Origin of the sequence: Nonomuraea sp. PA05 (assembly GCF_008086045.1) — a bacterium.
Classification (GTDB): Bacteria; Actinomycetota; Actinomycetes; order Streptosporangiales; family Streptosporangiaceae; genus Nonomuraea; species Nonomuraea monospora.
In genome coordinates, this window is sequence record NZ_VSEY01000017.1 from 119,022 (window position 1) to 143,506 (window position 24,485).

A 24,485-nucleotide genomic window follows, 5' to 3' on the forward strand; every position below is an offset into this window, starting at 1 on the left:
CTCTGCGCAGTCCCGGCATCCATGACGAAAGGCCATCGCATGCAGTCCGTCACGCTGAACAACGGCGTCGAGATGCCGATCCTCGGCTTCGGTGTGTTCCAGATCCCGCCGGAGCAGACCGAGCAGGCCGTCACCGACGCCCTGGCCGCCGGCTACCGGCTGCTGGACACCGCCGCCGCCTACCGCAACGAAGAAGCCGTCGGCCGCGCGATCAAGAGCAGCGGCATCGCGCGCGAGGAACTGTTCGTCACCACCAAGCTGTGGGTTCAAGACGCCGGCGAGGACCACACCAAGCGCGCCTTCGACGCCTCGCTGCGCAAGCTCGGCCTGGATTACCTCGACCTGTACCTGATGCACCAGCCCTTCGGCGACGTCTACAGCCAGTGGCGGGCCATGCAGGACCTCCACCGCCAGGGCCGCATCCGCGCGATCGGCGTCTCCAACTTCTATCCCGACCGGCTCGTGGACCTCATCGACCACAACGACGTCACCCCCGCGGTGAACCAGATCGAGACCCACCCGTTCTTCCAGCGCACCGCCGACCAGGAGATCATGCGCGAGCGCGGCGTCCAAATCGAGTCGTGGGGCCCGTTCGCCGAAGGCAAGAACAACCTGTTCGCCGATCCGCTGCTGAGCAAGGTCGCCGATGCGCACGGCAAGTCGGTGCCGCAGGTCGTGCTGCGCTGGCTCATCCAGCGAGGCGTCGTCGTGATCCCCAAGTCGGTGCGCCCCGACCGGATGGCGCATAACATCGACGTTCTCGACTTCGAGCTCACCGACGATGAGATGGCCCGCATCGCCACCATGGACACCGGAAACTCGCTGTTCTTCGACCACCGCGACCCGGCCATGGTCAGCCAGCTCGGCCACATACGCGTCAACGACTGACAGGCGCATGCGCACTGCGCCGCCGCCGATCGCCCCGGTGCGATCCCCTGCGCCGCGCGCAGCGGCGATGACCAGCTCTGCATTCCTCACCCCACCGGAGCATGTGATGACGAACCGCGGCGACGATCACACCGTCGCGCTGGAATGACGCTCGCTCCTGCGCAACGCGTTCCTGGCCGCAGGGGCCGTGATGGCCGGCGTCCCGATCCTCGGTTGCGCCTCCTCTCCGCCCGCCCGGCCCAATTCCGCCCCGGCCAACCAGCCCACCCGCTCCAGCCCGGCCGCCAGGCCCGTCCTGCTGGCCTACTTCTCCCGGGCGGGAGAGAACTACTACTACGGAGGACGCCGCGACCTTCAGGTCGGCAACACCGAAGTGCTCGCCCGGATGATCAGCAGGCGTCTGGACTGCGAGGTCCACCGCATCCAGCCCGCCGACCCCTATCCGGACGACTACGAGGAGACCGTCGCACGCAACAAGCGCGAGCAGGACGCCGACGCCCGCCCGGCCATCGCCGGTCCGCTGCCCGCGATCGATCGCTACGGCACGGTGCTGCTGGGCAGCCCCATCTGGAACGTCCGCGCACCTATGATCATGACGACGTTCACCGAGGCCCTCGACCTGCGTGGCAAGACCGTCGTCCCGTTCACCACCCACGCCATGAGCGGCCTGGGAACCACGGCGGCCGACTACGCCGCCACCTGCGTCGGCGCGACCATCGCCGAAGGCCTCGCCATCCGCGGCGAAAAGGTCAACGATGCCGACGCCGCCGTCGAGGCATGGCTGCAGCGCCTCCAGTTGCCCGTCGGGGTAAGACCGAAGAGAACGCTGGCACTGTCAAAGGTCTGCGCTTCTGGCCACCTCGGCGAGCTCCTGAAACCGCAGGTAGGTGGCCATGTGAGGTCTTCTCAGTGTCATAGCTTGGCGTCGTCCGTTGTCATAGCTCTGCGTTTTCGCTGACAACGTGCCTGCGCGTCACAATCCGCAGGAGCCATGGACAGGGTCCCAGAAGCCGGCCCGAGAGTCACGGTCTGCATCCATCCGTAACTTGCGGGAATTCTGCCTTCTCGCAAGTAGCTTGCGGCTTGAGATGACGCAACAAACTTGATTTTCTGATTTCCATTTTCTAGAAAATCAAAAATGCTATGCTGTCGCCGTGACAGCGGATAGCAGCCTCGTGACCCCCTGTAAGCACTGCGGTGCCCCGATCGAGCAGCGGCGCGGGAGAGGGCGGCCCAAGGCGTACTGTCCCGAGAAGGACTGTCAGGCGGCGGCCAAGCAGGAGAGGGAACTACGGCGCGCCACCCCTGGGCTGGAAGGGGCGTTGGCCAGAGCGGAGCTGTTGTACGACCGGATGGAGAGCGGGCTGGCCGCGGCCATCGAGCCGCTGGCGCGGGCGCTGGCCGAGGAGCTGAGTCCGGCCGGGGTGGAGGCCAAGCTGAGCGCCGTGCAGGCCGAGGCGCATACGCGGGTGGCGATCGCGCGTACGGAGCGGGAGCAGGCGTTCGAGCAGGTACGGATCGCGCGGGAGGCGACCGAGCACGCGCGCAGGCAGACGGCCGAGATGCGGGTGCGGCTCGAAGAGGCCGAGCAGGAGCGGGAGACCGCGCTCGGGGATGCCGAGCGGGCGCGTGAGCAGGCGCTGGCCGCGTTGCGGGAGGCGGCGAGTACTGAGCGGCAGGCGTTGCAGGCGGCAGAGGAGGCCAAGCGGCGGGCCGAGCTGGCTGAGCGGAGGGCTGAGGAGGCGGTTCGGCGTGCTGAGCTGATCGAGCAAGCCCGGGATCAGGCCGTGCAGGAGCTGGCTGAGCGGGTTGAGCTGGCCGGCAGGCAGGTGGAGGAGGCTCGGGCCGAAAGCGTGCGGGTGCAGGAGGAAGCCCGGGCCGAGAGCGTGCGCGCTCAGGAAGAGGCGCGGGTTGAGGCCGTGCGGGCGCAAGAGGAGGCACAGGCGGAGCTCGTACGGGCTCGGGAGGAGGCGCGGGCGGAGGTCGTACGGGCGCAGGAAGGTGTTGCGCTGGCGCGTGGGGAGCGGGATCGCGCCCGGGAGGCGGCGGCGGCGGCCGTTCAGCTGCGTGAGCAGGCTGAACGGGAGGTGATCGGGGCGAGGGCTCGTGAGGAGGCGGCGGCGCAGGAGCGGGAGCGGGCCGTGGAGCGGGCCGTCAGAGCCGAGCGGGCGGCGGCCGAGGCGGAGCGGGATCGGGCGGTGGCGCTGAAGGATGCCGCGCAGGCGGCGGGGGAGGTTGAGCGGATCGCTGGGAGAGTGACGGCTGTGGAGGAGGAAGGGGCCGCGGCCCTGGCGCGGGAGCGTAAGGCGGTTTCACGGGAGAGGTCGCGGGCTGATGCGGCGGTCAAGGAGCGCGATCGGGTGCAGGGGGAGTTGCAGCTGGAGCAGATACGGCTGCAGGATCTGCGGGCTGAGCTGGAGACTGTGCGGGCAGAGGCGGCACAGCTGCGGGAACGGGCGGTGGCGGCGGAGATACGTTCGTCATGAAGTCGGGCATGTCGGGCGGCGCGAGGTTCTCCCGATCCACGAGGTTGAGGGCTCTCGGGTGATCGCTGACGGCGCTGGACATCGGAGCGCTCTTACCTGTCTGGCCCCGGCTCGATGCGGTGACCGTTCGCGGTGACGGTCACCTGGTCGCCGGGGCGGAGCACGAGGAGGGTCTTGTCGAGTTCGGGTCGGGGGGCGAGTTTCCCGGACGCCTTGTCGATGAAGATCTGTTCGCAGCCGTCGGCCTTGAGGGCGTCGATCTGCGCTTCGGGGTGTGGAGACACTCGCGGTGCCGATTTTCACGTCCAGATCGTGACGTGAACGGGGGTGCGCGTGACATTGCCGCGTACACGGGAGCCGTTACAAATCCGAGCTGTGTGAACACTGGTCGAACTAGATCAACGCCGTTTGGGGCTCATGACAGCGTTCTCGCCGGCACCCTGGGTTCGGTGGGGATTCAGGCCTGACGGTCCATCGTGGCGAGCAGGCGGGCGAGCGCGTCGGCGGCCCAGTCCTGCCACCGCTGGTGAGTCCAGCCGCGGTCGTTGACGAGCAGGTTGTAGGTCTCTGGTGAGAGCGTGGCCAGGGCGATGTCTGCGGCGTCCTCGGTGGTGAGCCCGTCGCGCAGGGCGTTCTTGCGGGCCAGGGCGTCGGCGAAGACGCGTTGCACAGTGAGGCGCTGCTGGAGGTTGGCGGCCCAGACCTCGGCCAGGTCGGGGTCGGTGGCGGCGGCGCTGCGCACGACATCCAGCAAGGACGCGGCACGGAGATAGATGTCGGCGGCTCCGGCGACCTGGCGGCGCAGTTGCCCGAGCGGGTCGGGATCGGCAAGCGCGTCGCGCACCCACTGCCGCTGGAGGGTGGGGATGGGCTCGTCGTCGCCGGCGACGGCCAGGTCGAGGGCGGTAGTGAGGATGGCGCGTTTGGTGCCGAAGGAGTAGTAGACGGTCGGCTCGCTCACCCCGGCCTTGGCGGCGATCGCGGTGATGCTCGTAGTGGTGTAGCCGGCCGTCGTGAACAGCTCGGCGGCCGCGGTGACGATGCGGGCGCGGGTGGACCGGGCCCGCGCCGCCCGCCCGTCCTCCCCGCCGGATGCACGCCTGGTCCGTGATCGTGGTGTTTCGCTCACGACTTGACTATAGCGCCACTATGAAAACATTCTTATAGCGTGACTATGAAAACTTTGGGCCGGGGTGGGCTCGCGGCGCTGCTGCTGCTTACCTCGGTCGAGCTCGTGGTGTTCCTCGAAGTGTCGATCGTCAACGTCGCGCTTCCGGCGCTGGGCGCGGCGCTGGCGTTCACCGGAACCGGGCTGGCCTGGGTCGTCAACGCCTACCAGCTGACCTTCGGCGGCTTTCAGCTCGTCGCCGGCCGGGCGGCAGACCTGCTGGGCCGCCGCCGGATGTTCCAGCTCGGCATCGCCCTGTTCGCCGTCGGTTCTCTGGTGTGCGGGCTCGCTCCGGACGCCATCACGCTGCTGGCGGGCCGGGCGGTGCAGGGTGTGGGCGCGGCGATCGTGGTGCCCGCCGAGTTGGCGATGCTGGCCGCGATCTTCACCGAACCCGCGGCCTACCGGTGGGCGTTCGGCGTGTGGAGCGCTATGGCTGCCGCCGGTGCGGGCTCCGGGGTGGCGCTGGGCGGCATCCTCACCCAGACGCTCGGCTGGCCGTGGATCTTCCTGATCAACGTCCCCATCGGCCTGGCGGCGCTCATCGCGAGCCCGCGCCTGCTGCCCGCCGACCCACCCCGGCCCCGGAGCGACCGGCCGCGTCTGGATCTCCTCGGCGCGCTGTTCGGCACCGGGTGCCTGCTGGCGCTGGTGTTCGTGGCCTCCGAACTCCCCGTACGGGGCTGGGATGGGCTCATCCTCGCCACGACCGCGATCACCGTGGCGCTCGGCGCACTGTTCGCGGTCAACCAGCGGCGCCACCCGCAGCCGATCCTGCCGCGCGGGCTGCTCGCCGAGCGCGAGGTGCGGGCGGGCACCGTGGCCAACGCGCTGGTGGGCGCCGCGCATGTGCCGGCGTTCGTGCTGCTGTCGCTGATGCTGCAGGAGGTCATGGGGTATTCGGCGATCGCGGCAGGGTTCGCTGTGCTGCCGATCGCGGTGGTCAACATGGTGACCGCCAGGACGCTGCTGCCACGGGCGGTGGGGCGCTACGGGACACGCACGGTGCTGGGGGCGGGCATGAGCCTGCTCGGGTTCGCCCTCGCCGGTTATGCGCTCTTTCTGCACGCCGGAGCCGGATTCCTCACCGTCGTCCTGCCTTTCAGCGTCGCCTTCGCCGTCGGCCTGCCGGCCGTCTTCGTCGGCTCCACCGCGTCGGCGGTCCGCGCCGCCCCCGCCGACCAGCAGGGGGCTGCCTCGGGCCTGCTCAACACCGCCCAGCGCGTCGGTGCCGCGCTCGGCCTGACCGGCGTGCTGCTGGCCGCGGCGGCGTGGACCGGGCCGGAAGCGGACATCGCCGGCGGGCTCAGGGTGGGCTTCGCGATCGCGGCTGGCCTGGCCGCCCTCGGGACCGTCTGCGCCCTGGTCATGTTCACCCGCCGCGGCACAGACCCGGCCATCGCCACCGCAACCGCCGTACAGACGCAAGGAGCCGACCGCTGATGACCACGATCCTCATCCTGGGCGGCTACGGCGCGGTCGGCCGCGAGGCCGCGCACGCGCTCACCGGCCACCCCGACACGAACGTCGTCGTGGCCGGACGCAATCCCGGTAAGGCCACTCCCATCCCCGCCACCACGGCGATGCGCGTGGACGCCGCCGATTCCACCGATCTGGCCAAAGCGTTGGACGGGGTCGACACCGTGCTGATGTGCGCCGAGATCGACAACGTCCGGGTGGCCCGCGCCTGCGTGGAGCGCGGCATCGACTACGTGGACGTGACCGCCTCCCACCACCTGCTCGCCGGACTCCAGACCCTGGACGGACCGGCCAGGCAGCACGGCGCCACGATCGCCCTCAGCGTCGGACTGATCCCCGGGATCACCAACCTGCTGGCGCGCGTCTGCGCCGAGCGCTCACCCTCCGGCGAACTGCTCATCGGCGCGCTGCTCGGCTCTGGAGAAGCCCATGGGCCCGCCGCGCTCGCCTGGACGCTGGACGGCCTGGGACAGCTCGAGGGCTCGTGGAGCATGCCATTCCCGGAACCGTATGGCGAGCGCACCGTGCACCGCTTCCCGTTCTCCGACCAGTTCACCCTGCCCGGCACTCTCGGCCTCACCTCGGCCCGTACAGGTCTATGCCTGGATTCCCGTCTGGTCACCCGTCTGCTGTCGGTGGCTGGACGGCCGGCCGTCGCCCGCCTGCTCCGCCGCCCCCAGGTCCGTCGCCTGCTACTCAGCGCGCTGAGCACGGCCCACGTCGGCGGGGACGGATTCGCCGTGACGGTGCGTTGCGGCACGATCCAGGCGTCCTTGGCCGGCCGGCGGCAAAGCCGCGCCACCGGCCGGGTCGCCGCCCGGCTCATCCGCCAGCTCCCTGGCCTGCCGCCCGGGGCGGCCCACATCGAGCAGCTCGTGGACCCCGTACCGTTTCTGACGGAGCTGGCCACCGATGGATTCGCCCTCGACCTCGGCGACTCGCAGGACACGCCCGCATGACCGTCACCCAGGCCGCCCCCGGCACGCGGGTGCTGGCACCCGATCTGGCCCGGGGCGGCATGCTGCTGCTCATCGCCGTGGCCAACACCCCGTGGTACTTGTGGGGCCGGGACGTCCGCCCCAGCACGATTCACCCGCCGGGCGGCTCGGCCCTCGACCGGATCGTCCAGGTGCTGAGCATGATCACGGTGGACTTCCGCGTCTACCCCATGTTCGCCTTCCTGTTCGGCTATGGCATGGTCCAGGCCGTCATACGCCGGCAGGCGGCGGGCCAGAGGTTACCCATTGCCCTGGCGCAGCTGCGCCGCCGCAACCTGTGGCTGCTGGCGTTCGGATTCGTGCACGCCGCGCTGCTGTGGCAGGGCGACATTCTCGGTGCCTACGGCCTGGCCGGGCTCCTCCTGGCGCGGCTGTTCGTCCGCCGCGGCGACCGCGTGCTGCTCATCTGGTCCACGATCGGCGCCGGCCTGCTCACGCTGGCGACCCTGCTCGGCATCGTCGGCGCCTACCTGGCCGCGATCGCACCCGAACCGCCCGGGACCGTCGGCTACCTCGGCCTGGGGACGGCCGCCAGCGAGCAAGCAGATCCGCTCGCCGCCGTGCTGCAGCGTCTGGCCTTCTGGCCGGTGGTCACCGTCGGCCAAGGGCTACTCGCCCTGGCCCTGCCCGTCGCCATCGTGCTCGGCTTCTGGGCCGCCCGCCGGCATGTCCTGGAGCGGCCCCAAGATCACCTGCCGTTGCTGCGGCGGGTGGCGGCCATCGGCGTCACGATCGGCTGTCTGGGCGGGCTGCCACACGCCCTGGCTGTCATGGGGTGGCTGCCGATCCCGCCAGAGTCGATGTTCGTCTTCGAGATAACCCAGATGACCACCGGCCTACCCGCCGGACTCGGCTACGCGGCCGTCTTCGGCCTGCTCGGACACCGGCTCTCCCGTCACAGGCCGGGGCCGGTCGTCCAGAGCATCGCCGCCGTGGGCCAGCGCTCCCTGTCGGCCTACCTCACGCAATCGGTGCTCTGTGCCCCGGTGCTGGCCGCGTGGGGGCTCGGGCTCGGCGCCCACCTGCACAGCGCGGCCATCGCCGGCTATGCGATCGCGGTATGGCTGATCACCGTAGCGGCAGCCCGCGTCCTGGAACGCTATCGCCACCCAGGACCCGCCGAGACCCTGCTGCGACGGCTGTCACAGCCGACACGCCGCCGCTCCGCGAACCCCTGACAGGCGGACGAGTGGCAAGCAACCACTGGTCGCATGGTTCGGCGGGATCCCGCTGACACGGAACAAGGACGCCAAGCTCATCGACCGCGTCCCAGCCCCGGTCCGGCACCCCCGCAAAGAGCTCGTCGCCCGGCTCCTCGAACGGCGGTGTGAACTGTGCGGAGATACGGCCAAGGTGATCGTTCACCAGCACCGTCGGGCTGTCGTGCTCCATCGCCCTGTCCAGCAGGAACTGGGTCAGCTCCTCCAACGCCTGGCTGCCCGCCGAGGCGTGCGCGGCGGCACTCGGCTGGCTTGCCGGCGCGCTTCCTGGCGAGCCGGTGGTGCTCACCACTCAGACCGCCAACGCCGGCTCGATGCGTCTCGCGGCGAAGCTGGCGTTCACTGAGGTAGAGCGGTTCGAGGCATGGGGCGCCGAGCAGTGGCTCGGCATGTGGTCCCGGTTACTCCGTCAAGTTGAGTTTGCGACCTCACGCCACCGTGGTTGGAGGAGATCGAGCCTTGTCCTGCCCTGTTCGAGCCGAAACCCGCTCGGCCGGGACCGCGAACGACCCCACTGCAATCCGTGCCCGTTCACGGCGCATCACACCGGTCCGAGCGGATGGCCTGGGAACCGGCCCGGACACTTACGAGAGATCGAAGGGGGCGGGGAAATGGCCTTCCCAGATCTGGCGGGATGCCTGCTCGGGGTAGGGCAGAGTCTTCGGCTCGGTGTCCAGGACGCGGGTGAGGTGCCCGCCGGGCCGGTGGGCGGGCCAGCCCGCGTCGCCGGTGGTGATGAAGCGGACCCATGCCTGCTGGAGTTCGCGGGAGAGCGCGACGGCCTCGGGAGTGGGCTCCTCGCCGATGAGCTGGATGCCGACCGGGCTGTCCAGCGTGCCGAACGCCAGGGGCACGTCGAGGCTGTGGCAGGCGCCCAGGATGCCGCCGAGGACCGGGGCGACCCAGCACAGTTCGAACAGGTACGAGGTGCCGCCGGCTGCGGCGTTCGCCTCGGCCAGCTTCTGTGACGGCATGCGGAAGAGGGCGTCGGAGTAGACCGTCTCCACCAGTTCCTCCGGGCCTGCCTGCGGGAACGCGGCACGGTAGGCTCGCGGGCCGTCCGGCTGCGGGGCGTGCAGTTCCAGGACTGCGTGGGCGTCCTGCTCGGTGAAGGTGCCGTACCGTCCGCTCATGACGCTGAAGTACCGGAATTCGTCCCGGGCGTGGCCGACGAGCAGTTCGATCCCGCTCGCGCGCGCGCCGGTCAGCGCGGGCCAGGGCGTTTCCGTGAGGACCTCGCCGTCGACGACGGGGCACAGCGCGGTGCCGGTCTCCGTGAGGCGTCCCCAGCTCTCCCGGTGCGCGTGGAGGCCGGCGTTGAACGAGGTGAGCTCGGCGGCCAGGCGCCACGGGTCGAGGTCGCGCAGGGCCTCGGCGGTGGGGGCCGCCGCGCCGAGCCGGTCCGCGAACGCGGCGGTGACCTGCCGTGCCATCGCGGGGGTGCTGTGCAGCCCCGGCACCGAATGGGCGATGGCCCGCCGGAACAGTCCGCGCGCGGACTTCATCGTCAGCAGGGCGGCGACCGAGCCCGCACCGGCGGACACCCCGCCCACGGTGACCCGGCCGGGGTCGCCTCCGAAAGCGGCGATGTTGCGCTGCACCCACTCCAGCGCCGCGATCTGGTCGAGGAATCCGCGGTTGGGCGGCACGTCGTCGAGGAACGCGAATCCCTCCGCGCCCACGCGGCAGTTGATGGTCACCACGACGACTCCCGCCTGGGCCAGCGCTGCCGGGTCGTACATCGGGTCGCTCGACGCCGCCGCGAGGTAGCCGCCCACGGGGATCCACACCAGCACCGGCAGTCCCGCCGCGCCGGGATCCGGAGTACCGACGTTGAGCGTCAGCCAGTCGGTGCCCTGCGGGGGCACGTCGATCGGCAGGGACAGCGGCACCACGGGGCCGAACTCGACCGCCTGCCTCGTCCCCTCCCAGCGGTGCGGCGGCGCGGGCGCGGCGAAGCGGAGCGCTCCGACCGGGGGCTGGGCGTAGGGGATGCCGCGGAACACCACGTGTCCCTGCCGCCGGCGGCCCTGCACCACGCCCTCCGTGGTCCGCACCTTTGGCTGTTCGGACATGACGGTTCCTTCCATCAGAGTTATAGGTCAAGTGTATTATGTCAACTGTATTGGAACAGTCCCGGGGTACGGAAGAGGGGCCGGCGATGCCGAAGCAGGTGGATCACCGTGGACGCCGCGAAGCGATCGCCCGCGCACTGTGGCGGGTGGTGGAGCAGCGCGGCGTCACACAGCTGACGATGCGCGTGGTGGCGCAGGAGGCGGGCATGTCACTCGGGCAGTTGCAGCACTACTTCGCCTCCCGGACCGCCATGCTCTCCTTCGCCATGGACCTCGCGTCCGAGCAGACCTCGGTGCGCGTACGCCAGGGGCTCGAAGAACTCGGTGAGCGTCCGCACCCCCGTGACGTGCTGCGACTGACGCTCGCGGAAATGCTGCCCCTGCATGCCGACGCCCGCGCCACCAGCCGGATGAGCGCCGCCTACGTCCTGGAGGCGCTGCACGACGAGGCCGTGCACGAGCGGGCGCGCCGCGGGCTCGTCCAAGGGCGGGCCCTCGTCGAGCAGTTGGTCCGCCAGGCGATCGCCGACGGGCACATCGACTCCGGCCGCGACCCGGCGACCGAGACCAACCTGCTCCTTGCCCTCACCGGCTTCACCTCCCTGATCGAACTCGACGTGATCGAGCCCCAGGACGCGCTCGCCGCGATCGACGTGCATCTGGACCGGCTGTTCAGGAGTGCGTGACCCGCCCCCAGACGCGGGACAGGCGGGGACAAGAGCGGCTCCAACCCGCCCATGCCGGCACCATCCGCGAGCACCTCCGACTGGCCGGCCACCCGGCACATCGAGCACCAGGTGAGGGACTTAAGCTGCACACCATGTTTCCTCCAGTGAAGATCATCTCCGATGGACTGGTAATCCGGGAGTATGGGCCGCAGGATGCCGTGCCTGTGGCGGCATTCGTGGCCTCCGGCGATCGAACGGCATTGCCCCCGGGCTCTCCTGAGACGGTCGCCGACGTGGAGAGGTGGCTGACCGACACCGTGCACCGGCGACGGCTGGACGGCGAGGGCGTACACCTGGCGATCGTGGAGCGGGCCACCGGCGAGATCGTCGGCAGCATCGGGTTGCGCGACACCGACTGGGAAGCCGGTCACACCGAGATCGGCTACGGCATTCACACCGGTCAGCGAGGTCGCGGCCATGCGACCGAGGCCGCGCGCGCGGTTGGACGGTGGGCGCTCATCGACGGCGGGATACGGCGTGTTCAGTTGCGCTCCCGAATCGACAACGCCGCTTCCCTGCGGGTGGCCGAGAAGGCCGGATACCAGCGGGAGGGCACTGTGCGGATCGCTGAGCGGGACGGGGGTGAGGCCTATGATCTGGCCGTCTTCTCGATGATCGCCATATGAGCAGCCGCAGTGGCCATCCTGCCCACCCTCCGACGACGCGTCCCGCTACTGCACCGACATGACTTCCCCCAGGCCCGGCCGGTCGCCATCTCCGCCCGCCAGCCGCCGTCAGCCTCGGCTTCCCCCGCGGCGCAGGTCGCCGAGAGGAGGCGGGCGGATGCCGAGCGGCACGAGGTCATGAGCGTTTCCGGCAGCCGCCCGATGTGCAGTGGACGGGCTACGGGCCGACTCAGTACGCCGACGACAGACTTTCGTCACTATCTGTTGTTAAGTGAATACTCAGTGTTGTTGAGTGGGGTGCCTGCCCTTCGCAGGCGGTCCCGTTCAGCAAAGGAGTCCTCCATGACGACCGTCCTCCGATCAACCGCTCTGCTCCTGGTCTCGGCGGCTGCCGCCGCCGGGCTCGCACTGCCCGCCTCAGCGGCGGCTCCTGACGCGGCAGCCGCCGCCGTCGCGCGCAACAGTCTCAATTGCAGGACGTGGGTCGACGGCTACAAGGGATTCGCGGAGTGCACCAACAACACCAATCGGGCGATCGCCTTTCGGGTCACGATCGTGTGTGGGTTGTGGCCGGACACCGCGGGCCGGTGGATAACACTCAACCAGGGGCAGAGAGGGACGTCCGAAGGGGAATGCGGCGGGGGATCGGGGGCTGGTAGCGCTAACTGGCAAGAAGGCTGACCCTCGGGAGCACCGCAGTGGCGCTGATGATGCTGCTGCGGTGCCTCCGCCACCATGGCATGGTCGCTGACTCGCGGGTCAAGGCGGGGATCGACCTTGACGGCACGACGAACGGCCACCGGGGTTCGGTAATCGCCCCTTCTGCTGATCGGCGACAGCTTCACCGCCCTGGCCATCCCGGCGAACGCGATCGGTCTCGTCGAAAGGATCAACAGAGGCGCTGTGCCGACGGCAAGCGGGTGGACAAGGGCATTGCGGGTTCGCGGCTGTTCGACGGCAAGGGCGGGCGCATCTCCTCGGGCTCGTGGCCCCGGATCGCGTCCCAGGCCAAGCTGATGGCGGCCGTGGTCGTGGTGCGGTTGACGGGGTGCGTCGGGGGGCGTTCCCTGGTCGCATGACCGATGCCGACAACGTGGCTCCGTCCCGCACCAAGCAGCGGATCGCCCAGTGGTTCTCGCGCGTCTTCCTTGCTCTCGTCGCCGTGGCGATCACGCTCGGGATGATCGACAAGCGGGGTGTGGCCATGGGGGTGCTGGCCGCGCTCACCTACGGGGCGCTGGCGGCGACCGTCTGGGTCCCGTTCCAGCGCCTCATGGACTGGTCCCGGCGGCACCCCATGCTGGACGGCTTGTGCTTCGCCCCGATCCTGCTGTGCGGGCTGGCCTATCTCACCTCGCTGTCGCTGCTGTGGTGCCTGGGGATCGCGGTGATCGGCACGGCGCTCCTGCTCGCCGTGGTCGGCTGGCGGCGGGGGCTCCTCAGGTGAGGCTTCTGCGGTGCCGGGCCCTGGAGCCGGGTCCGTAGGCTCAGGGAGTGCGCGGCGGCCGGGGTGCCTTCGCGGGGGTCGCTGAGGGGTAGGGGTTGTCCCCCCGATAAGCCCGACCTCCCGGGCGCGCGACGGATCCGGTTTCCTGGGGCATTGTCCTGCCGGGCGGCGAACGGTCACGCGTGGCAAAGCAACGCCGCGGAGAAGGGCAAATTCTCCTGCGGTACGGACCACTCGGCCCGTTCCCGGAAAGCAGGGCGACTGACAGAAAAGGAGATCCACCATGCGTGGAGCAGTTCTGCACGCCCCGGGTGACGTCCGCGTCGAGGACCGTCCGGACCCGGGGATCATCGAGCCCACCGACGCGATCATCCGCCTGACGGCCACCTGCATCTGCGGTTCCGACCTGTGGCCCTATCGCGGCGTGGAGAAACTGGACGGGCCCGCGCCCATGGGCCACGAGTACGTGGGCGTCGTGGAGGAGGTCGGCAGCGAGGTCCGCACGCTCAGGCCCGGCCAGTTCGTGGTCGGCTCGTTCTGGGCCTCCGACAACACCTGCGAGATCTGCCGGTCCGGATACCAGTGCGCGTGCGTCCAGCGGGTGCTGATGGGCACGATCGGCACCCAGTCCGAGCTGGCGCGGATCCCGCTGGCCGACGGCACGCTGGTGGCGACCCCGGCCATGCCGGACGCGGACCTGGTGCCCAGCCTGCTGGCCGCCTCCGACGTGCTGGGCACCGGCTGGTTCGCCGCCGTCGCCGCGGAGGCGGGGCCGGGCAAGACCGTCGCCGTCGTCGGTGACGGCGCGGTCGGGCTGTGCGGCGTCCTGGCGGCCAGGCAGCTCGGCGCCGAACGCATCATCGCGATGAGCCGCCACGCCCCGCGCCAGGAGCTCGCCCGTTTCTTCGGCGCCACCGACATCGTCACCGAGCGCGGCGACGAGGGCGTGGAGAGGATCAAGGAGCTGACGAACGGGCTCGGCGCGCACAGCGTCATCGAGGCGGTCGGCACGCAGGAGTCGATGATGCAGGCCATCCGCTCCACCCGCGCGGGCGGCCACGTCGGGTTCGTCGGTGTCAGCCACGACGTGGCGCTGCCGGGGGACGAGCTGTTCATGTCGCTCGTGCACCTGCACGGCGGTCCCGCGCCGGTGCGCCAGTACCTGCCGAAGCTGATCGAGCTGATCTGCGGGCGCGCCATCGACCCCGGCAAGGTCTTCGATTTGACGCTTCCGCTCGACCAGGCGGCCGAGGGATACCGCGCCATGGACGAACGCCGCGCCGTCAAGGTCCTCCTGCAGCCCTGACCCCGGACGAGGAGGAGTCCGACGAACCCCCGGGATGGATTCTGGCGGGCCTTCCTGTCGACGCCGGCCGCCTGAGCGCCTCGGCGCAGTCGCGCAGCATGGCCCCCATCGGCGCTGGAGGCGAAGGTGCTCCTGCTGGGCCCGGACGGGGAGCGCGCTCGGGGTGCGGCGGGTGCTCGCCTGCCCTCCTGCGCCGACGCTCATTCCGGCTCCGGCGGCGAGTACTCCTCGGTGAGCTGCACGCTGGTGCGCAGAAAGTCGTCGATCACAGCCAGTTCGGCCGCGTCATACCTGCTCAGGTTCTGGGCGGAGGTGGCCATCAGCGGCGCGTACATCGCGAAGAGCCGCAGCGCGCCCTGATCGGTCAGCGACACCAGGACCCGCCGCCGATCGGACGCCGACCGCTGCCTGACCGCCAGGCCCGCGCGTTCGACGCGGTCGATCACCGTCGTCATCGTGCCGGTGGGCAGGCGCATCAGCTTGGCGATCTCTCCGGCCGGGGTGGGGCCGTGCCGGGCGATCAGTTCCAGACATTGCAGGTCGCTGCGGTTGATGCCCATCCGTTCGGACACCTGCCGGTTGATCCGTTCTACGGCGCCATGCAGGGCGCGCAGCCGTTGCTGCACGCTCGCCGGGGTCACCTCTACGATATCCACGATTACCAGAATACTAGAACTTGATGTATCTAGATTATCTAGCTACTTTGGCGGGAGGAGTCGAGGAGAGGGAGGCGCGACATGTCAGAAGCCGTCCGTCCGGACGCACGGCCCCAGCCCGCCACGGATGCGGGGACGTTCCCCGGCCCGCTCGAACTGGCCCGCACCTGGCCGTGGATCCCGGCCGTCATCGCCGCCGGCGTCGTGAACCTGGTGATCGGCGGAATGCGCCAGTTCGACTACGCCGGTATCAGCGGGTTCAGCACGACCAACTTCGGGTGGATGGCGTTCGCGCTCGTCGGCGGGATCGTCTTCGCCTGGCGGCTGGCCGCCCGCCCGCAGTCGCCGGTGGGCGCGCTGCGTCCGCTGATCCCCGCGGCGGCTGCCTTCGCCACGTGCTTCGTGCTCGTCGTCCTGAGCGGGCTGATCTTCCTGCCCGGGCAGTCCGTCCTGGAGACGGCGACGACGGACGCGCCCGGACGCTCGCTGCCCATCGCGTGCCTGGTGCTCGTGGCCGCGATCGCCGCCGAGCTCGTCCGCGTGGTCCTGCGGAGGCGCGGCCGGCCGTAGGGTGCGGGCCGGATGTCCTTTACACGGTGTTTCGGGTTGTTGTGGTGGAGTGACGTTCGTGCCACCGATCAGAAGATGGAGACGAATGCGCGCGAGAGCGGTAGCGGGGCTCGTGCTGAGCATCGGCGTCGCCGCGTGCAGCGGTAGTGGTGGAGGAGGCGGCGCCGTCGTCACCACCGGCACGGCGACCGCTTCCCCTGCCGCCACGGACGGGCTGGGCACCCCGGAGGAGCTGGCGACCGGCATCGACGTGCCGTGGGGGCTGACGTTCCTGCCCGGCGGTGACGCGCTGATCGCCGAACGCGACACCGGCCGGATCCTGCGCCTGACGCCGGGCGGCCGGCCCCGCCAGGTGGCCGAGGTGCCCGGCGTCGCCGCCGGTGGCGAGGGCGGTCTGCTCGGCCTCGCCACCTCACCCGGCTTCGCGACCGACGACCTCGTGTACGCCTACCTCACCGCCGCCGATGACAACCGCATCATCCGGTTCAAGCTCGGCGGCGGCGACCCGGAGGTGATTTTCGACGGCATCGCCAAGGCGAGCTTCCACAACGGCGGCCGCATCGCGTTCGGCCCGGACGGCATGCTCTACGCCGGCACCGGCGACGCCGGGAACACCGCCAGCTCGCAGGATCCGGACAGCCCCAACGGCAAGATCCTGCGGCTGACGCCCGACGGCGAGCCCGCACCCGGCAACCCCACCCCGGGCTCTCCGGTCTACAGCCTCGGCCACCGCAACGTGCAGGGCCTGGCCTGGGACGACGAAGGTCGCCTGTTCGCCACCGAGTTCGGCCAGAACGAGCTGGACGAGGTCAACCTCATCCAGCCGGGACGCAACTACGGCTGGCCCAACGTCGAAGGCGAAGGCGAAGGCGACCGCTATACCGACCCGCTGATCACCTGGCCCGTCCGCGAGGCGTCCCCGTCCGGGATGGCGATCGCTGGCACCACCGCCTACGTCGCGGCGCTGCGCGGCGAACGGCTCTGGACCGTGCCCCTCGACGGCGACGACCTGGGCGAACCGGTCGCGCAGCTCGACGGGCGCTACGGCCGGCTGCGCACGGTGCAGGTCGCCCCGGACGGCGCCCTGTGGGTCACCACGTCCAACACCGACGGGCGCGGCGACCTGCGCGACGGCGACGACCGCGTCCTGCGCTTCCCGGCCCGCTGATCAGAAGTAGCCCTTGGCGCCGTCCAGCAGCTCCCTGATCGTGTCGAGGTGGCCGGCGTGCCGGGCGGTCTCCTCGACCATGTGGATCACCATCCAGCGCAGGCTCGCCTGAGCGGAGCGGAAGTCGGGGTGCTTGCCCACGTCGTCCAGGGAGTGGGCGGCGATGACGTCGTTGGAGAGCCGGCACTGGGCCTCGTACTCCGCCATGAGCCGGGCGAGCGGGACGCCCTCCACGCGCATGTCGGCGTCCTCGACGGACTCGTCGAACTGCGGGTTACCCTCGCGCGAGCGGCCCAGGAACAGCACCTCGAACCAGCAGTGCTCGGTCCAGCGCAGGTGGGAGAGCAGCCCGGCGACCGTCATGAGCGGCGAGTCCGGCAGGACCGGACGGTAGGCGTCGTCCTGCGACAGGCCCTCGCACTTCCACAACGCGATGGCGCGTTGCATGTCGAGCCAGCCGACGAGCTGGGTGCGTTCGTCGGCGACGAAGGGCGGGCGTTCGCGAGGGATGCTCATGAGCGCCGACGTTAGTGCACGTCGCGGCGGCACCGCATGAGGTTTTCCTCCCGCTCGGCCGAGGGCGTCACGCCGACGATCACGTCGCCGTCGCCGTCGCCGAAGACGAACCCGGGCACGGTGGTGACGCCCTCCCGCCGCGCCGCGGCCACCTGTTTCCGCGACCGGTTCGAAGGGGTGGCCGCCTTGCCCTCGCGGACCGGGGTCGAGCGGTGGGCGCATCCGGAGGCGGGGGAGTCGCGCCGGCGTACGAGAGCCTGGAGGTGCCCGGCCCCGATGAGCAGCGGCTGGTCGTCCACCTCGCCGCCGACGAGGCCACAGCCGCCGCTCTGGATCGGCTCACCGAGCATCATCCAGCGGCCTCGTAGCGGGCCGGTTCAGCGAGATCGCCTGACGCCAGTGCTCGGCCGCCTGCGTCATGTCGTGGCCGAGCAACTCGAAGAAGCGGCTGGTGGCGCGGAGCCGGTCGCCGGTGGGCGTCTCGGGGCCGAAGATCTCGGCGCCGTGCCGGGTGGTGTCCGCCCACAGCGCCATCGACCTGGCGCTGGCCACCCAGGTGCGGTACCAGACGTCGGGCGACAGGAAGTACCGCGTCCGGCGCGCCTCGCGCTGCCTGGAGACCATCTCCCGCTGCTCCAGCCACTTGATCGCGTTCGAGATCGTCGCCGGGCTGACCTGCAGCCGCCGCACCAGCTCCGTGGCGGTCAGGCTGCCGCTCTCGCTGACGAACAACGCGGCGAACACCTTGGCCGTCATGGGCGACATGCCGGTCTGAACCATGATGGCGGTGAACTGCTCCTCGAACTCGCGGGCCGTGCGGGCGTCCCGGCTGTCGGCGGCGGGCGCGACGCCGGCGTGCGGAGCGCGCTTGCGGCGGCGGGCCCGCCAGCTCGTCGCGTGCTGGGCGCGGGCCGCCCGGTAGCCGTGCGGGCCGCCGTTCCTGGCGATCTCGCGGGTGACGGTGGACCTGGAGCGTCCCAGGCGGCGGGCGATCTCCGCGTACGTCAGGCCGGAGGTCAGGCCGTCGGCGATGCGGCGGCGGTCCTCGGCGGTCAGCCTGGCTCCCGGCATGCGGCCTCCTCCTGTTGCACCCAGCTACAGCTCATTGCACCCATATCACGGCCTGCCGGCGGCAGGGCTCTCGCGCGGACCCCGAAGACAACTCAACTCCGTACAAGCTACAGTGTATGTCATTCGCAGTTTTGAGGGGGGAGCGATGGACGAGCTGCCGACGGTGGTGGCGCGGATGTGGGGCCTGGAACCGGCCTCACGGCGCGGCCCCCGCCCCGGGCTGACCCTGCGGCGCATCACCGACGCCGCGATCGGCATCGCGGACGCCGAGGGCCTGGCCGGGGTGCGGATGAGCAGCGTCGCCGCCCGGCTGGACGTCTCGGCGATGGCGCTGTACGGCTACGTCACCAGCAAGGACGACCTGCTGACCGCGATGGTGGACGCGGCCACCCCCGCCCCTCCCGAGCCCGGCGCCCAGGACTGGCGCGAGTACCTGACCCTGTGGACCCGCGCCCACCGCGACTTCCTGACCGGCCACCCGTGGCTGCTGGAGGTCTCACCGCTCACCCCGCCGCTGGGCCCGCGCACCCTGCGCTGGCTGGACCGGGCGCTGACCGTGCTGGCCGGTGCCGGGCTGACGGGGCCCGCGGCGGTCAACATCGCCTCCACCCTGTCCGCGTACGCCGTCAGCGCCGCCACCCTCCAGACCGCCATGAGCGGGACCGTCGACGAGGCGGGGCCGGAGGGGCCGGCCGGTTACACCGCGCTGCTCACGCGGCTCGTGGACGCCCGCGGCTACCCGGGCCTGTCGGCGGCGCTGGCCTCGGGGGCGTTCGGCACCTCGCCCGACTGGGTGGACGACGCCGACTTCGCCTTCGGCCTCACCCTGCTCCTGGACGGCATCCAGGCACTCATCGTTCGAAGAAGGGATGCGACGCCATGATCGAGGTCAGACGCGGCAGCGAGCTGGGCGAGAGCCACCGCCACGCGATCACCCGGATCTTCGTCGAAGGATTCGGGCCCGACCTGGTCTTCTTCTCCAAGGACCCCGGCAAGCTCACCGAGGCCCTCGCCCACATGCTGGTGCTCGACCTGTTCCACGTCGGCCTGGTGGCGGGCGAGCCGGCGGGCATCGTCGCGTGCACCGACGGGCGGCAGCGGGCGGTCCGGCACGACGCCCGGGAGTTGCGCAGGCACCTCGGCCTGGTCAGGGGCACGGTCGCGCATTTCGCGTTCACCCGGATGTTCGAGCGTCCGCTGTCGTACGGCGGGGAGCGGATGGCCTCGCTGGAGTTCGTGGCGACCGGGTCACGGTTCCGCGGGCAGGGCGTGGCGTCGGCCGTCATCGAGCACCTGCTCGCCCTGCCCCAGTACGACGAGTACGTGCTGGACACCATCGCCGACATCAACACCCCCGCCCTGCGCCTGTACGAGAAGCTGGGCTTCACCGAGTTCAAGCGCACCAAGGTGCACCACAAGATGATCACCGGGATCGGGGCCTACGTCGGCATGCGCCTGGTCAAGGCGCCCTGACGCTCAGTACTCGGGCACCTCCCGCACGGCCCCCTTGTCGGCGGACTGCGCCATGAAGGCGTAGGCGCGCAGCGCGGCGGAGACGGGACGGTCGCGGTGCCCGGGCCGGTAGCCGCCGCCCCGCTCCAGCTCCGCGCGCCGGGCGGCGAGCTCAGGCTCCGCCACCTGGAGGTGGAGGGATCGGCCGGCGATGTCGACGGTGATGGTGTCGCCTTCCCCGACGAGGGCCAGGGGGCCGCCGGCCGCCGCCTCGGGTGAGACATGGCCGACCGACAGCCCGGAGCTGCCGCCGGAGAAGCGCCCGTCGGTGACCACCGCGACCGAGGCGGCCAGGCCGCGCCCCTTGAGGTAGGCGGTCGGGTACAGCATCTCCTGCATGCCGGGCCCGCCGCGCGGCCCCTCGTACCGGATGACCAGGACGGATCCCGGTGTGACCCGCCCGGACAGGATCGCCTCCCCGGCCTCCTCCTGCGACTCGGTCACCACCGCCCGGCCGGTGAAGACGCGCATGCCGTCCTCGACGCCGGCGGACTTCACCACGGCGCCGCCGGGCGCGAGGTTGCCGCGCAGGACGGCCAGGCCCGCGTCCGGCGAGTACGCGTGGCCGGTGGCCCGGACGCATCCGGCCTCGGCGTCCAGGTCGAGCGACTCCCAGCGGGCCGACTGGGAGAACGCGGCCGGCGAGCGGGCGCCGCCCGGCGCGGCGTGGAACAGCTCGACCGCCTCGCGCGAAGGGGCGTGGCCGCGCACGTCCCAGGCGGCCAGCCACTCCTCCAAGGACTCGGCGTGGACGGCGTGCACGTCCTTGTGCAGCAGCCCGGCGCGGTGCAGTTCGCCGAGGATTGCCGGGATGCCACCGGCCCGGTGCACGTCCTCCATCAGGTAGTGGCCGTTGGGGGCGACCTTGCACAGGCACGGCACCTGGCGCGAGCGCGTCTCGATGTCGGCCAGGGTGTAGTCGAGGCCCGCCTCGTGGGCGGCGGCGAGCAGGTGCAGCACGGTGTTGGTGGAGCCGCCCATGGCCAGGTCCAGGGCCATGGCGTTGTCGAACGCGGCGCGGGAGGCGACGGCTCTCGGCAGCACGCGGGCGTCGTCGTCGCCGTAGTAGCGGTTCGCCAGCTCCATCACGGTACGTCCGGCCTGCTCGTACAGGGCGCGGCGGGCGGTGTGGGTGGCCAGGGTGGTGCCGTTGCCGGGCAGGGCCAGGCCGAGCGCCTCCAGCAGGCAGTTCATGGAGTTGGCGGTGAACATGCCCGAGCAGGATCCGCAGGTGGGGCAGGCCGCCTCCTCGATCCTGGCCAGGTCGGCGTCCGCCATGTCCGGGTTGACCGCCTCGGACATGGCGGTGATCAGGGTGAGGCCGGTGCGGACCGTGCCGTCGGCCAGCACCGCGCGGCCGCCCTCCATCGGGCCGCCGGAGACGAACACGGCAGGGATGTTCAGCCGCAGCGCGGCCATCAGCATCCCCGGCGTGATCTTGTCGCAGTTGGAGACGCACACCAGGGCGTCGGCGCGGTGCGCCTGCACCATGTACTCGATGGAGTCGGCGATCAGGTCCCGCGACGGCAGCGAGTACAGCATCCCGCCGTGGCCCATGGCGATGCCGTCGTCCACGGCGATGGTGTTGAACTCGCGGGCGATGCCGCCCGCCGCTGTGACGGCGTCGCAGACGATGCGGCCCACCGGCTGCAGATGGGTGTGGCCTGGGACGAACTCGGCGAAGCTGTTGGCCACCGCGACGACGGGCTTGACGCCGATGTCGGCGGCGGGGACGCCGGAGGCGCGCATCAGGGCGCGGGCGCCGGCCATGTTCCGCCCGTGGGTGACCGTTCGTGATCTCAACTGTGGCATGCGGCCATGGTGGTGGCGGGCGGGCGTGCGGCGAAGACGCCCGTACTGCTAGTAGTCCCGCTACCAGCATTACCCTTGACCAGGTGAGCACGGCACCGGAACGACGCGCGGAGCTGGGCAGCTTCCTGCGCGCCAGGCGCGCGGGCCTGGACCCGACGGCGGTCGGCCTGCCCCCGGCGGGGCCGCGCCGCAGGGGCGGCCTGCGCCGCGAGGAGGTCGCCACCCTGTCGGGCGTGAGCGCCACCTGGTACACGTGGCTGGAGCAGGGCCGCGACATCCAGCCCTCCCGCCAGGTGCTGGACGCGCTGGCCCGTTGCCTGCGCCTGACCGGCACCGAGCACGCCTACGTGCTCTCCCTGGCCGGCTACACCCCGCTGCCCTCGGCCGCCGAGCCGGCCGGTCAGGAGGCGCCCGGCCACGTGCGGCGGCTGCTCGACGCGCTGGCCGGCTTCCCTGCCTACGCCATCGCCCCCGACTGGACGATCACCGGCTGGAACGCCGCCTACGCAGCGCTGTACCCGAACGTGGCCACCGTCGCCCCGGCCGACCGCAACCTGCTGTGGCTGGTGTTCACCGACCCCTACGTGCGCGACCTGCTGCCCGACTGGGAGACCACCAGCCGCCGCTTCCTGGCCGAGTTCCGCGCCGAGGCCGGGCCCCGGCTGGGCGACCTGGCCCGCTCGCCGGTCATCCAGCGGCTGCTGGGCGCGAGCGGGCCGTTCCGCGACGCCTGGCAGGACCACCGCATCGAGGGCTTCGCCTCCCGGCTGCGCGTCTTCCACCATCCGGCGCAGGGGGTGCTGCGTTACGAGCACCACCGCCTGGCCCCCGCCGACCACCCGGACCTGCACGTGGTGATCTACACGCCCGCGGCGCCCTGACCTGGGTCGCGGGCCGTCAGCACGCTCCACGCGGCCAGCGGCGCCAGCAGCAGCGTCAGCACGCCGGACAGGATCAGGCTGGGGTGGGTGCCGGCCGCGGCGACGAGCGGGCCGCCGGCGAGCAGGCCGAGCGGGGCGGCGACCGTCGAGCCCGTCGTCCAGAGCGTGACGACCGGCTGCTGCTCCTCCGGGCTCAGGCCCGACTGCAGGAAGCTGTACGCGACGGGCGTGAACGGGGCCCAGATCAGCCCGCCGATGCCGAAGGCGACCATGGCCGCGGCCTGGTTCCCGATGCCCGCCAGTGCGATCGGGCACAACGCCCACAGGGCGACGATCGTGATGAGCAGCGGGCGCTGCGGGAGGTTGCGGAGCCGGTCCACGACGGCGGCGCCCACGAGAGCGCCGACGCCCAGCGCGGTCCAGAGCAGCCCCAGTCCTGACGCCCCGGTGTGCAGCGTCTCGCGCACGTACAGCGGCAGGGCCACCTCGATCGGCATGTAGAGGAAGTTGAAGAAGAAGACCACCACGAGCAGCCGCGCGGCCACCGGCCGCCGCCGCAGGATCCGCCATCCGGACTCGCTCCGCGGCTTGTCCCCCTCACGAGCCGGAGCCGGAGCCGGGGATCGGGGCGCGCACCACAACACCGCCGCCAGCAGGATCAGCGCCCCGCACGCGTCGGCGAACAGCGCCCACCCGGCGCCCGCCGACGCCACCAGGAGCCCGCCCGCCACGGGCCCGAGGACGAGCAGCGCGAAGTTGCCGCCCACCCCCAGCAGCCCGTTGACGGCGAACCGGTCCGCCTCGCCCACCATCGAGGTGGCCAGCAGGCGGCGGCTGCTGGAGCCCGCCATCCGGAACACGCTGCCCAGCAGCAGCCCGCCGATCAGCAGGGGCAGGGTGAGCCGCCCCGTCACCGCCAGCAACCCCAGACCGGTGAACGTGACTGCGCGCAGCACGCAGTCGGCCAGCAGCAACAGCCGCGGCGGCGCAGGGAACCGTCCCAGGCTGATGGCCAGGGCGAGCACCGTGGACAGCAGGAACGGCGCGGCCTCCACCAGCCCGATCGCCACCGCCGCCGGCACGCTGCCGTGGACGGCCAGCGTCTGCACGGGCATGGCGACGATCAGCATGCCCGTGCCTGCCTGCGCCAGCAGGTCGCCCAGCAGCAGGCCGGTCACCCGCCGGTCGCGGCGCAGGACGTCGCGGTACGAGCTGTTCGTCGCGGCCGGTGCGGTCGTCACAGCAGGCTCCTCCGATCGGCGGGACGCGCGGTCAGCCCCACGCGCCGGCGATCTGCCGGGTGGTGGCGTTGAGCCGGTTGTACAGGTTCGTGACGGCGATCATCAAGACGATCGAGGCGAGCTGCTTCTCGTCGTAGTAGGTGGCGGCGGTGTCCCAGATGTCGTCGCCGACCGCGTCGGGCTGGTCGGCCAGCCGCGTCGCGGCCTCGGCCAGCGCGAGCGCCGCCCGCTCCTCCTCGGTGAAGTACGGCGTCTCCCGCCAGGCGGCGACCGTGTCGAGCTTCTCGTTGCTCACGCCGGACTTGCGGGCCTTCTTGGCGCCGCCGTCCACGCAGGCGCTGCAGCCGTTGATCTGGCTGACCCGCAGGTGCACCAGCTCCAGCGTCTGCTCGTCCACGCCGCCGGTGTAGGCGGCCTTGGACAGGGCCTGGATGGGCTGCATGGCGCCGGACAGGACGACGGCGGGGTTCTGCATGCGAGACTTCATGATGGTTTCTCCGTTTTCGTGTGGTGTGTGACTCCATGACAGCGGAGCAGGCGCGCGACGACGATGGCGATGGGACACCGTGGGACAGCGGGAACGGCCCTGAGCAGGGGCGACGCGGCCAGGAAAGGTTCCGACGCGGCGGGACGGGAA

Annotated in this window: 26 protein-coding genes and 1 pseudogene; 16 read left to right on the forward strand and 11 right to left on the reverse strand. The window is 71.2% G+C overall.

Annotation, left to right across the window (positions count from 1 at the left end; genetic code table 11):
* The first annotated feature begins 39 nt into the window (after positions 1-39).
* The 3 genes from FXF51_RS26385 (at position 40) to FXF51_RS26395 (ending at position 3,374) form a co-directional block, all read left to right on the forward strand.
* Positions 40-888: an aldo/keto reductase gene (locus tag FXF51_RS26385; RefSeq protein ID WP_148437351.1), complete on the forward strand. Its 849-nt coding sequence runs from the start codon at positions 40-42 to the stop codon at positions 886-888.
* Positions 889-1,078: 190 nt separating this feature from the next.
* Entirely contained in the window at positions 1,079-1,846 is a 768-nt protein-coding gene (locus tag FXF51_RS26390; protein ID WP_148437352.1) for a flavodoxin, read from the forward strand.
* Positions 1,847-2,042: 196 nt separating this feature from the next.
* The gene (locus tag FXF51_RS26395; protein WP_148437353.1) at positions 2,043-3,374 is read left to right on the forward strand and encodes a hypothetical protein; all 1,332 of its coding nucleotides are present in this window, start codon (positions 2,043-2,045) and stop codon (positions 3,372-3,374) included.
* A 92-nt stretch (positions 3,375-3,466) separates the two neighbouring features.
* Here FXF51_RS26395 and FXF51_RS26400 read toward each other — a convergent pair whose 3' ends face one another.
* On the reverse strand, positions 3,467-3,658 hold the full coding sequence (locus tag FXF51_RS26400) for a recombinase family protein (protein WP_148437354.1): 192 nt from the start codon (positions 3,656-3,658) through the stop codon (positions 3,467-3,469).
* A 173-nt stretch (positions 3,659-3,831) separates the two neighbouring features.
* Positions 3,832-4,503 (reverse strand): TetR/AcrR family transcriptional regulator, encoded by a 672-nt coding sequence (locus FXF51_RS26405; RefSeq protein WP_148437355.1) that lies wholly within the window; start codon positions 4,501-4,503, stop codon positions 3,832-3,834.
* 45 nt (positions 4,504-4,548) lie between these two features.
* On the opposite strand from FXF51_RS26405, the gene FXF51_RS26410 reads away from it, so the two are divergent.
* From FXF51_RS26410 to FXF51_RS26420, 3 genes are read left to right on the forward strand one after another with little or no spacing between them, the layout of a single operon-like run.
* Positions 4,549-5,985, forward strand: a complete 1,437-nt coding sequence (locus FXF51_RS26410) for an MFS transporter (RefSeq protein WP_148437356.1) — start codon at positions 4,549-4,551, stop codon at positions 5,983-5,985.
* Positions 5,985-6,980 carry a saccharopine dehydrogenase family protein gene (locus FXF51_RS26415; protein ID WP_148437357.1) on the forward strand — a complete coding sequence of 332 codons (996 nt, stop codon included), beginning with the start codon at positions 5,985-5,987 and terminating at the stop codon, positions 6,978-6,980. The genes FXF51_RS26410 and FXF51_RS26415 overlap by 1 nt, the downstream gene beginning before the upstream one ends.
* Entirely contained in the window at positions 6,977-8,197 is a 1,221-nt protein-coding gene (locus tag FXF51_RS26420) for a DUF418 domain-containing protein (protein WP_148437358.1), read from the forward strand. The genes FXF51_RS26415 and FXF51_RS26420 overlap by 4 nt, the downstream gene beginning before the upstream one ends.
* A 626-nt stretch (positions 8,198-8,823) precedes the next feature.
* Here the strand turns inward: FXF51_RS26420 and FXF51_RS26430 are convergent.
* A complete protein-coding gene (locus FXF51_RS26430; RefSeq protein WP_148437359.1) occupies positions 8,824-10,314 on the reverse strand; it encodes a carboxylesterase/lipase family protein in 1,491 nt (496 codons plus the stop codon).
* An 86-nt stretch (positions 10,315-10,400) separates the two neighbouring features.
* On the opposite strand from FXF51_RS26430, the gene FXF51_RS26435 reads away from it, so the two are divergent.
* The 5 genes from FXF51_RS26435 to FXF51_RS26460 all read left to right on the forward strand — a co-directional run bounded on the left by FXF51_RS26435 (position 10,401) and on the right by FXF51_RS26460 (position 14,421).
* Positions 10,401-11,000, forward strand: coding sequence for a TetR/AcrR family transcriptional regulator (locus tag FXF51_RS26435; RefSeq protein WP_148437360.1), 600 nt, complete (start codon positions 10,401-10,403; stop codon positions 10,998-11,000).
* A 146-nt stretch (positions 11,001-11,146) separates the two neighbouring features.
* Positions 11,147-11,668: a GNAT family N-acetyltransferase gene (locus FXF51_RS26440; RefSeq protein ID WP_187414578.1), complete on the forward strand. Its 522-nt coding sequence runs from the start codon at positions 11,147-11,149 to the stop codon at positions 11,666-11,668.
* Positions 11,669-12,366: 698 nt separating this feature from the next.
* Positions 12,367-12,747: a hypothetical protein gene (locus FXF51_RS26450; RefSeq protein WP_148437363.1), complete on the forward strand. Its 381-nt coding sequence runs from the start codon at positions 12,367-12,369 to the stop codon at positions 12,745-12,747.
* Positions 12,744-13,115: a hypothetical protein gene (locus tag FXF51_RS26455; RefSeq protein WP_148437364.1), complete on the forward strand. Its 372-nt coding sequence runs from the start codon at positions 12,744-12,746 to the stop codon at positions 13,113-13,115. The genes FXF51_RS26450 and FXF51_RS26455 overlap by 4 nt, the downstream gene beginning before the upstream one ends.
* Positions 13,116-13,398: 283 nt before the next feature.
* Positions 13,399-14,421 (forward strand): zinc-dependent alcohol dehydrogenase family protein, encoded by a 1,023-nt coding sequence (locus tag FXF51_RS26460; protein ID WP_148437365.1) that lies wholly within the window; start codon positions 13,399-13,401, stop codon positions 14,419-14,421.
* 200 nt (positions 14,422-14,621) lie between these two features.
* Here FXF51_RS26460 and FXF51_RS26465 read toward each other — a convergent pair whose 3' ends face one another.
* Positions 14,622-15,077: a MarR family winged helix-turn-helix transcriptional regulator gene (locus FXF51_RS26465; protein WP_148437366.1), complete on the reverse strand. Its 456-nt coding sequence runs from the start codon at positions 15,075-15,077 to the stop codon at positions 14,622-14,624.
* An 81-nt stretch (positions 15,078-15,158) separates the two neighbouring features.
* Between FXF51_RS26465 and FXF51_RS26470 the strand changes: the two genes are divergently transcribed.
* Together FXF51_RS26470 and FXF51_RS26475 are read left to right on the forward strand one after the other, a co-directional pair.
* Entirely contained in the window at positions 15,159-15,647 is a 489-nt protein-coding gene (locus tag FXF51_RS26470; protein WP_148437367.1) for a hypothetical protein, read from the forward strand.
* Between the two features lie 85 nt (positions 15,648-15,732).
* A complete protein-coding gene (locus tag FXF51_RS26475; protein ID WP_148437368.1) occupies positions 15,733-16,815 on the forward strand; it encodes a PQQ-dependent sugar dehydrogenase in 1,083 nt (360 codons plus the stop codon).
* Here FXF51_RS26475 and FXF51_RS26480 read toward each other — a convergent pair whose 3' ends face one another.
* The 4 genes and pseudogenes from FXF51_RS26480 to FXF51_RS63815 form a co-directional block, all read right to left on the reverse strand.
* Positions 16,816-17,331 carry a DinB family protein gene (locus tag FXF51_RS26480; protein ID WP_148437369.1) on the reverse strand — a complete coding sequence of 172 codons (516 nt, stop codon included), beginning with the start codon at positions 17,329-17,331 and terminating at the stop codon, positions 16,816-16,818.
* Between the two features lie 11 nt (positions 17,332-17,342).
* Complete coding sequence (locus tag FXF51_RS60975; RefSeq protein WP_187414579.1) at positions 17,343-17,684, reverse strand: hypothetical protein; 342 nt, start codon at positions 17,682-17,684, stop codon at positions 17,343-17,345.
* Positions 17,671-18,111, reverse strand: a complete 441-nt coding sequence (locus tag FXF51_RS63810) for a GbsR/MarR family transcriptional regulator (RefSeq protein WP_411268382.1) — start codon at positions 18,109-18,111, stop codon at positions 17,671-17,673. Before FXF51_RS63810 ends, FXF51_RS60975 begins: the two co-directional genes overlap by 14 nt.
* Before the next feature lie 156 nt (positions 18,112-18,267).
* Positions 18,268-18,402 (reverse strand): annotated as a pseudogene (locus FXF51_RS63815) (helix-turn-helix domain-containing protein); the annotation flags it as partial.
* 145 nt (positions 18,403-18,547) lie between these two features.
* On the opposite strand from FXF51_RS63815, the gene FXF51_RS26495 reads away from it, so the two are divergent.
* Entirely contained in the window at positions 18,548-19,285 is a 738-nt protein-coding gene (locus FXF51_RS26495) for a TetR/AcrR family transcriptional regulator (protein ID WP_148437371.1), read from the forward strand.
* Positions 19,282-19,875, forward strand: a complete 594-nt coding sequence (locus FXF51_RS26500; protein ID WP_148437372.1) for a GNAT family N-acetyltransferase — start codon at positions 19,282-19,284, stop codon at positions 19,873-19,875. The genes FXF51_RS26495 and FXF51_RS26500 overlap by 4 nt, the downstream gene beginning before the upstream one ends.
* A 3-nt stretch (positions 19,876-19,878) precedes the next feature.
* Here FXF51_RS26500 and ilvD read toward each other — a convergent pair whose 3' ends face one another.
* Positions 19,879-21,726 carry a dihydroxy-acid dehydratase gene (ilvD, locus tag FXF51_RS26505; protein WP_148437373.1) on the reverse strand — a complete coding sequence of 616 codons (1,848 nt, stop codon included), beginning with the start codon at positions 21,724-21,726 and terminating at the stop codon, positions 19,879-19,881.
* Positions 21,727-21,809: 83 nt separating this feature from the next.
* On the opposite strand from ilvD, the gene FXF51_RS26510 reads away from it, so the two are divergent.
* On the forward strand, positions 21,810-22,607 hold the full coding sequence (locus tag FXF51_RS26510; protein WP_148437374.1) for a helix-turn-helix transcriptional regulator: 798 nt from the start codon (positions 21,810-21,812) through the stop codon (positions 22,605-22,607).
* Here FXF51_RS26510 and FXF51_RS26515 read toward each other — a convergent pair.
* On the reverse strand, positions 22,586-23,848 hold the full coding sequence (locus FXF51_RS26515; RefSeq protein ID WP_222871469.1) for an MFS transporter: 1,263 nt from the start codon (positions 23,846-23,848) through the stop codon (positions 22,586-22,588). The genes FXF51_RS26510 and FXF51_RS26515 overlap by 22 nt on opposite strands.
* A gap of 31 nt (positions 23,849-23,879) precedes the next feature.
* A complete protein-coding gene (locus FXF51_RS26520) occupies positions 23,880-24,335 on the reverse strand; it encodes a carboxymuconolactone decarboxylase family protein (protein ID WP_148437375.1) in 456 nt (151 codons plus the stop codon).
* Between the last annotated feature and the right edge of the window lie 150 nt (positions 24,336-24,485).

Excerpts from the sequence above, each read along its gene's own strand:
- FXF51_RS26500 (WP_148437372.1), top strand. The coding sequence starts at position 19,282 with ATGATCGAGGTCAGACGCGGCAGCGAGCTGGGCGAGAGCCACCGCCAC.
- ilvD (WP_148437373.1), bottom strand. The coding sequence starts at position 21,726 with ATGCCACAGTTGAGATCACGAACGGTCACCCACGGGCGGAACATGGCC.
- FXF51_RS26455 (WP_148437364.1), top strand. The coding sequence starts at position 12,744 with ATGACCGATGCCGACAACGTGGCTCCGTCCCGCACCAAGCAGCGGATC.
- FXF51_RS26460 (WP_148437365.1), top strand. The coding sequence starts at position 13,399 with ATGCGTGGAGCAGTTCTGCACGCCCCGGGTGACGTCCGCGTCGAGGAC.
- FXF51_RS26390 (WP_148437352.1), top strand. The coding sequence starts at position 1,079 with ATGGCCGGCGTCCCGATCCTCGGTTGCGCCTCCTCTCCGCCCGCCCGG.
- FXF51_RS26415 (WP_148437357.1), top strand. The coding sequence starts at position 5,985 with ATGACCACGATCCTCATCCTGGGCGGCTACGGCGCGGTCGGCCGCGAG.
- FXF51_RS26495 (WP_148437371.1), top strand. The coding sequence starts at position 18,548 with ATGGACGAGCTGCCGACGGTGGTGGCGCGGATGTGGGGCCTGGAACCG.
- FXF51_RS26480 (WP_148437369.1), bottom strand. The coding sequence starts at position 17,331 with ATGAGCATCCCTCGCGAACGCCCGCCCTTCGTCGCCGACGAACGCACC.
- FXF51_RS60975 (WP_187414579.1), bottom strand. The coding sequence starts at position 17,684 with ATGATGCTCGGTGAGCCGATCCAGAGCGGCGGCTGTGGCCTCGTCGGC.
- FXF51_RS26420 (WP_148437358.1), top strand. The coding sequence starts at position 6,977 with ATGACCGTCACCCAGGCCGCCCCCGGCACGCGGGTGCTGGCACCCGAT.
- FXF51_RS26410 (WP_148437356.1), top strand. The coding sequence starts at position 4,549 with ATGAAAACTTTGGGCCGGGGTGGGCTCGCGGCGCTGCTGCTGCTTACC.
- FXF51_RS63810 (WP_411268382.1), bottom strand. The coding sequence starts at position 18,111 with ATGGTTCAGACCGGCATGTCGCCCATGACGGCCAAGGTGTTCGCCGCG.
- FXF51_RS26430 (WP_148437359.1), bottom strand. The coding sequence starts at position 10,314 with ATGTCCGAACAGCCAAAGGTGCGGACCACGGAGGGCGTGGTGCAGGGC.
- FXF51_RS26470 (WP_148437367.1), top strand. The coding sequence starts at position 15,159 with ATGTCAGAAGCCGTCCGTCCGGACGCACGGCCCCAGCCCGCCACGGAT.
- FXF51_RS26435 (WP_148437360.1), top strand. The coding sequence starts at position 10,401 with ATGCCGAAGCAGGTGGATCACCGTGGACGCCGCGAAGCGATCGCCCGC.
- FXF51_RS26475 (WP_148437368.1), top strand. The coding sequence starts at position 15,733 with ATGCGCGCGAGAGCGGTAGCGGGGCTCGTGCTGAGCATCGGCGTCGCC.
- FXF51_RS26385 (WP_148437351.1), top strand. The coding sequence starts at position 40 with ATGCAGTCCGTCACGCTGAACAACGGCGTCGAGATGCCGATCCTCGGC.
- FXF51_RS26520 (WP_148437375.1), bottom strand. The coding sequence starts at position 24,335 with ATGAAGTCTCGCATGCAGAACCCCGCCGTCGTCCTGTCCGGCGCCATG.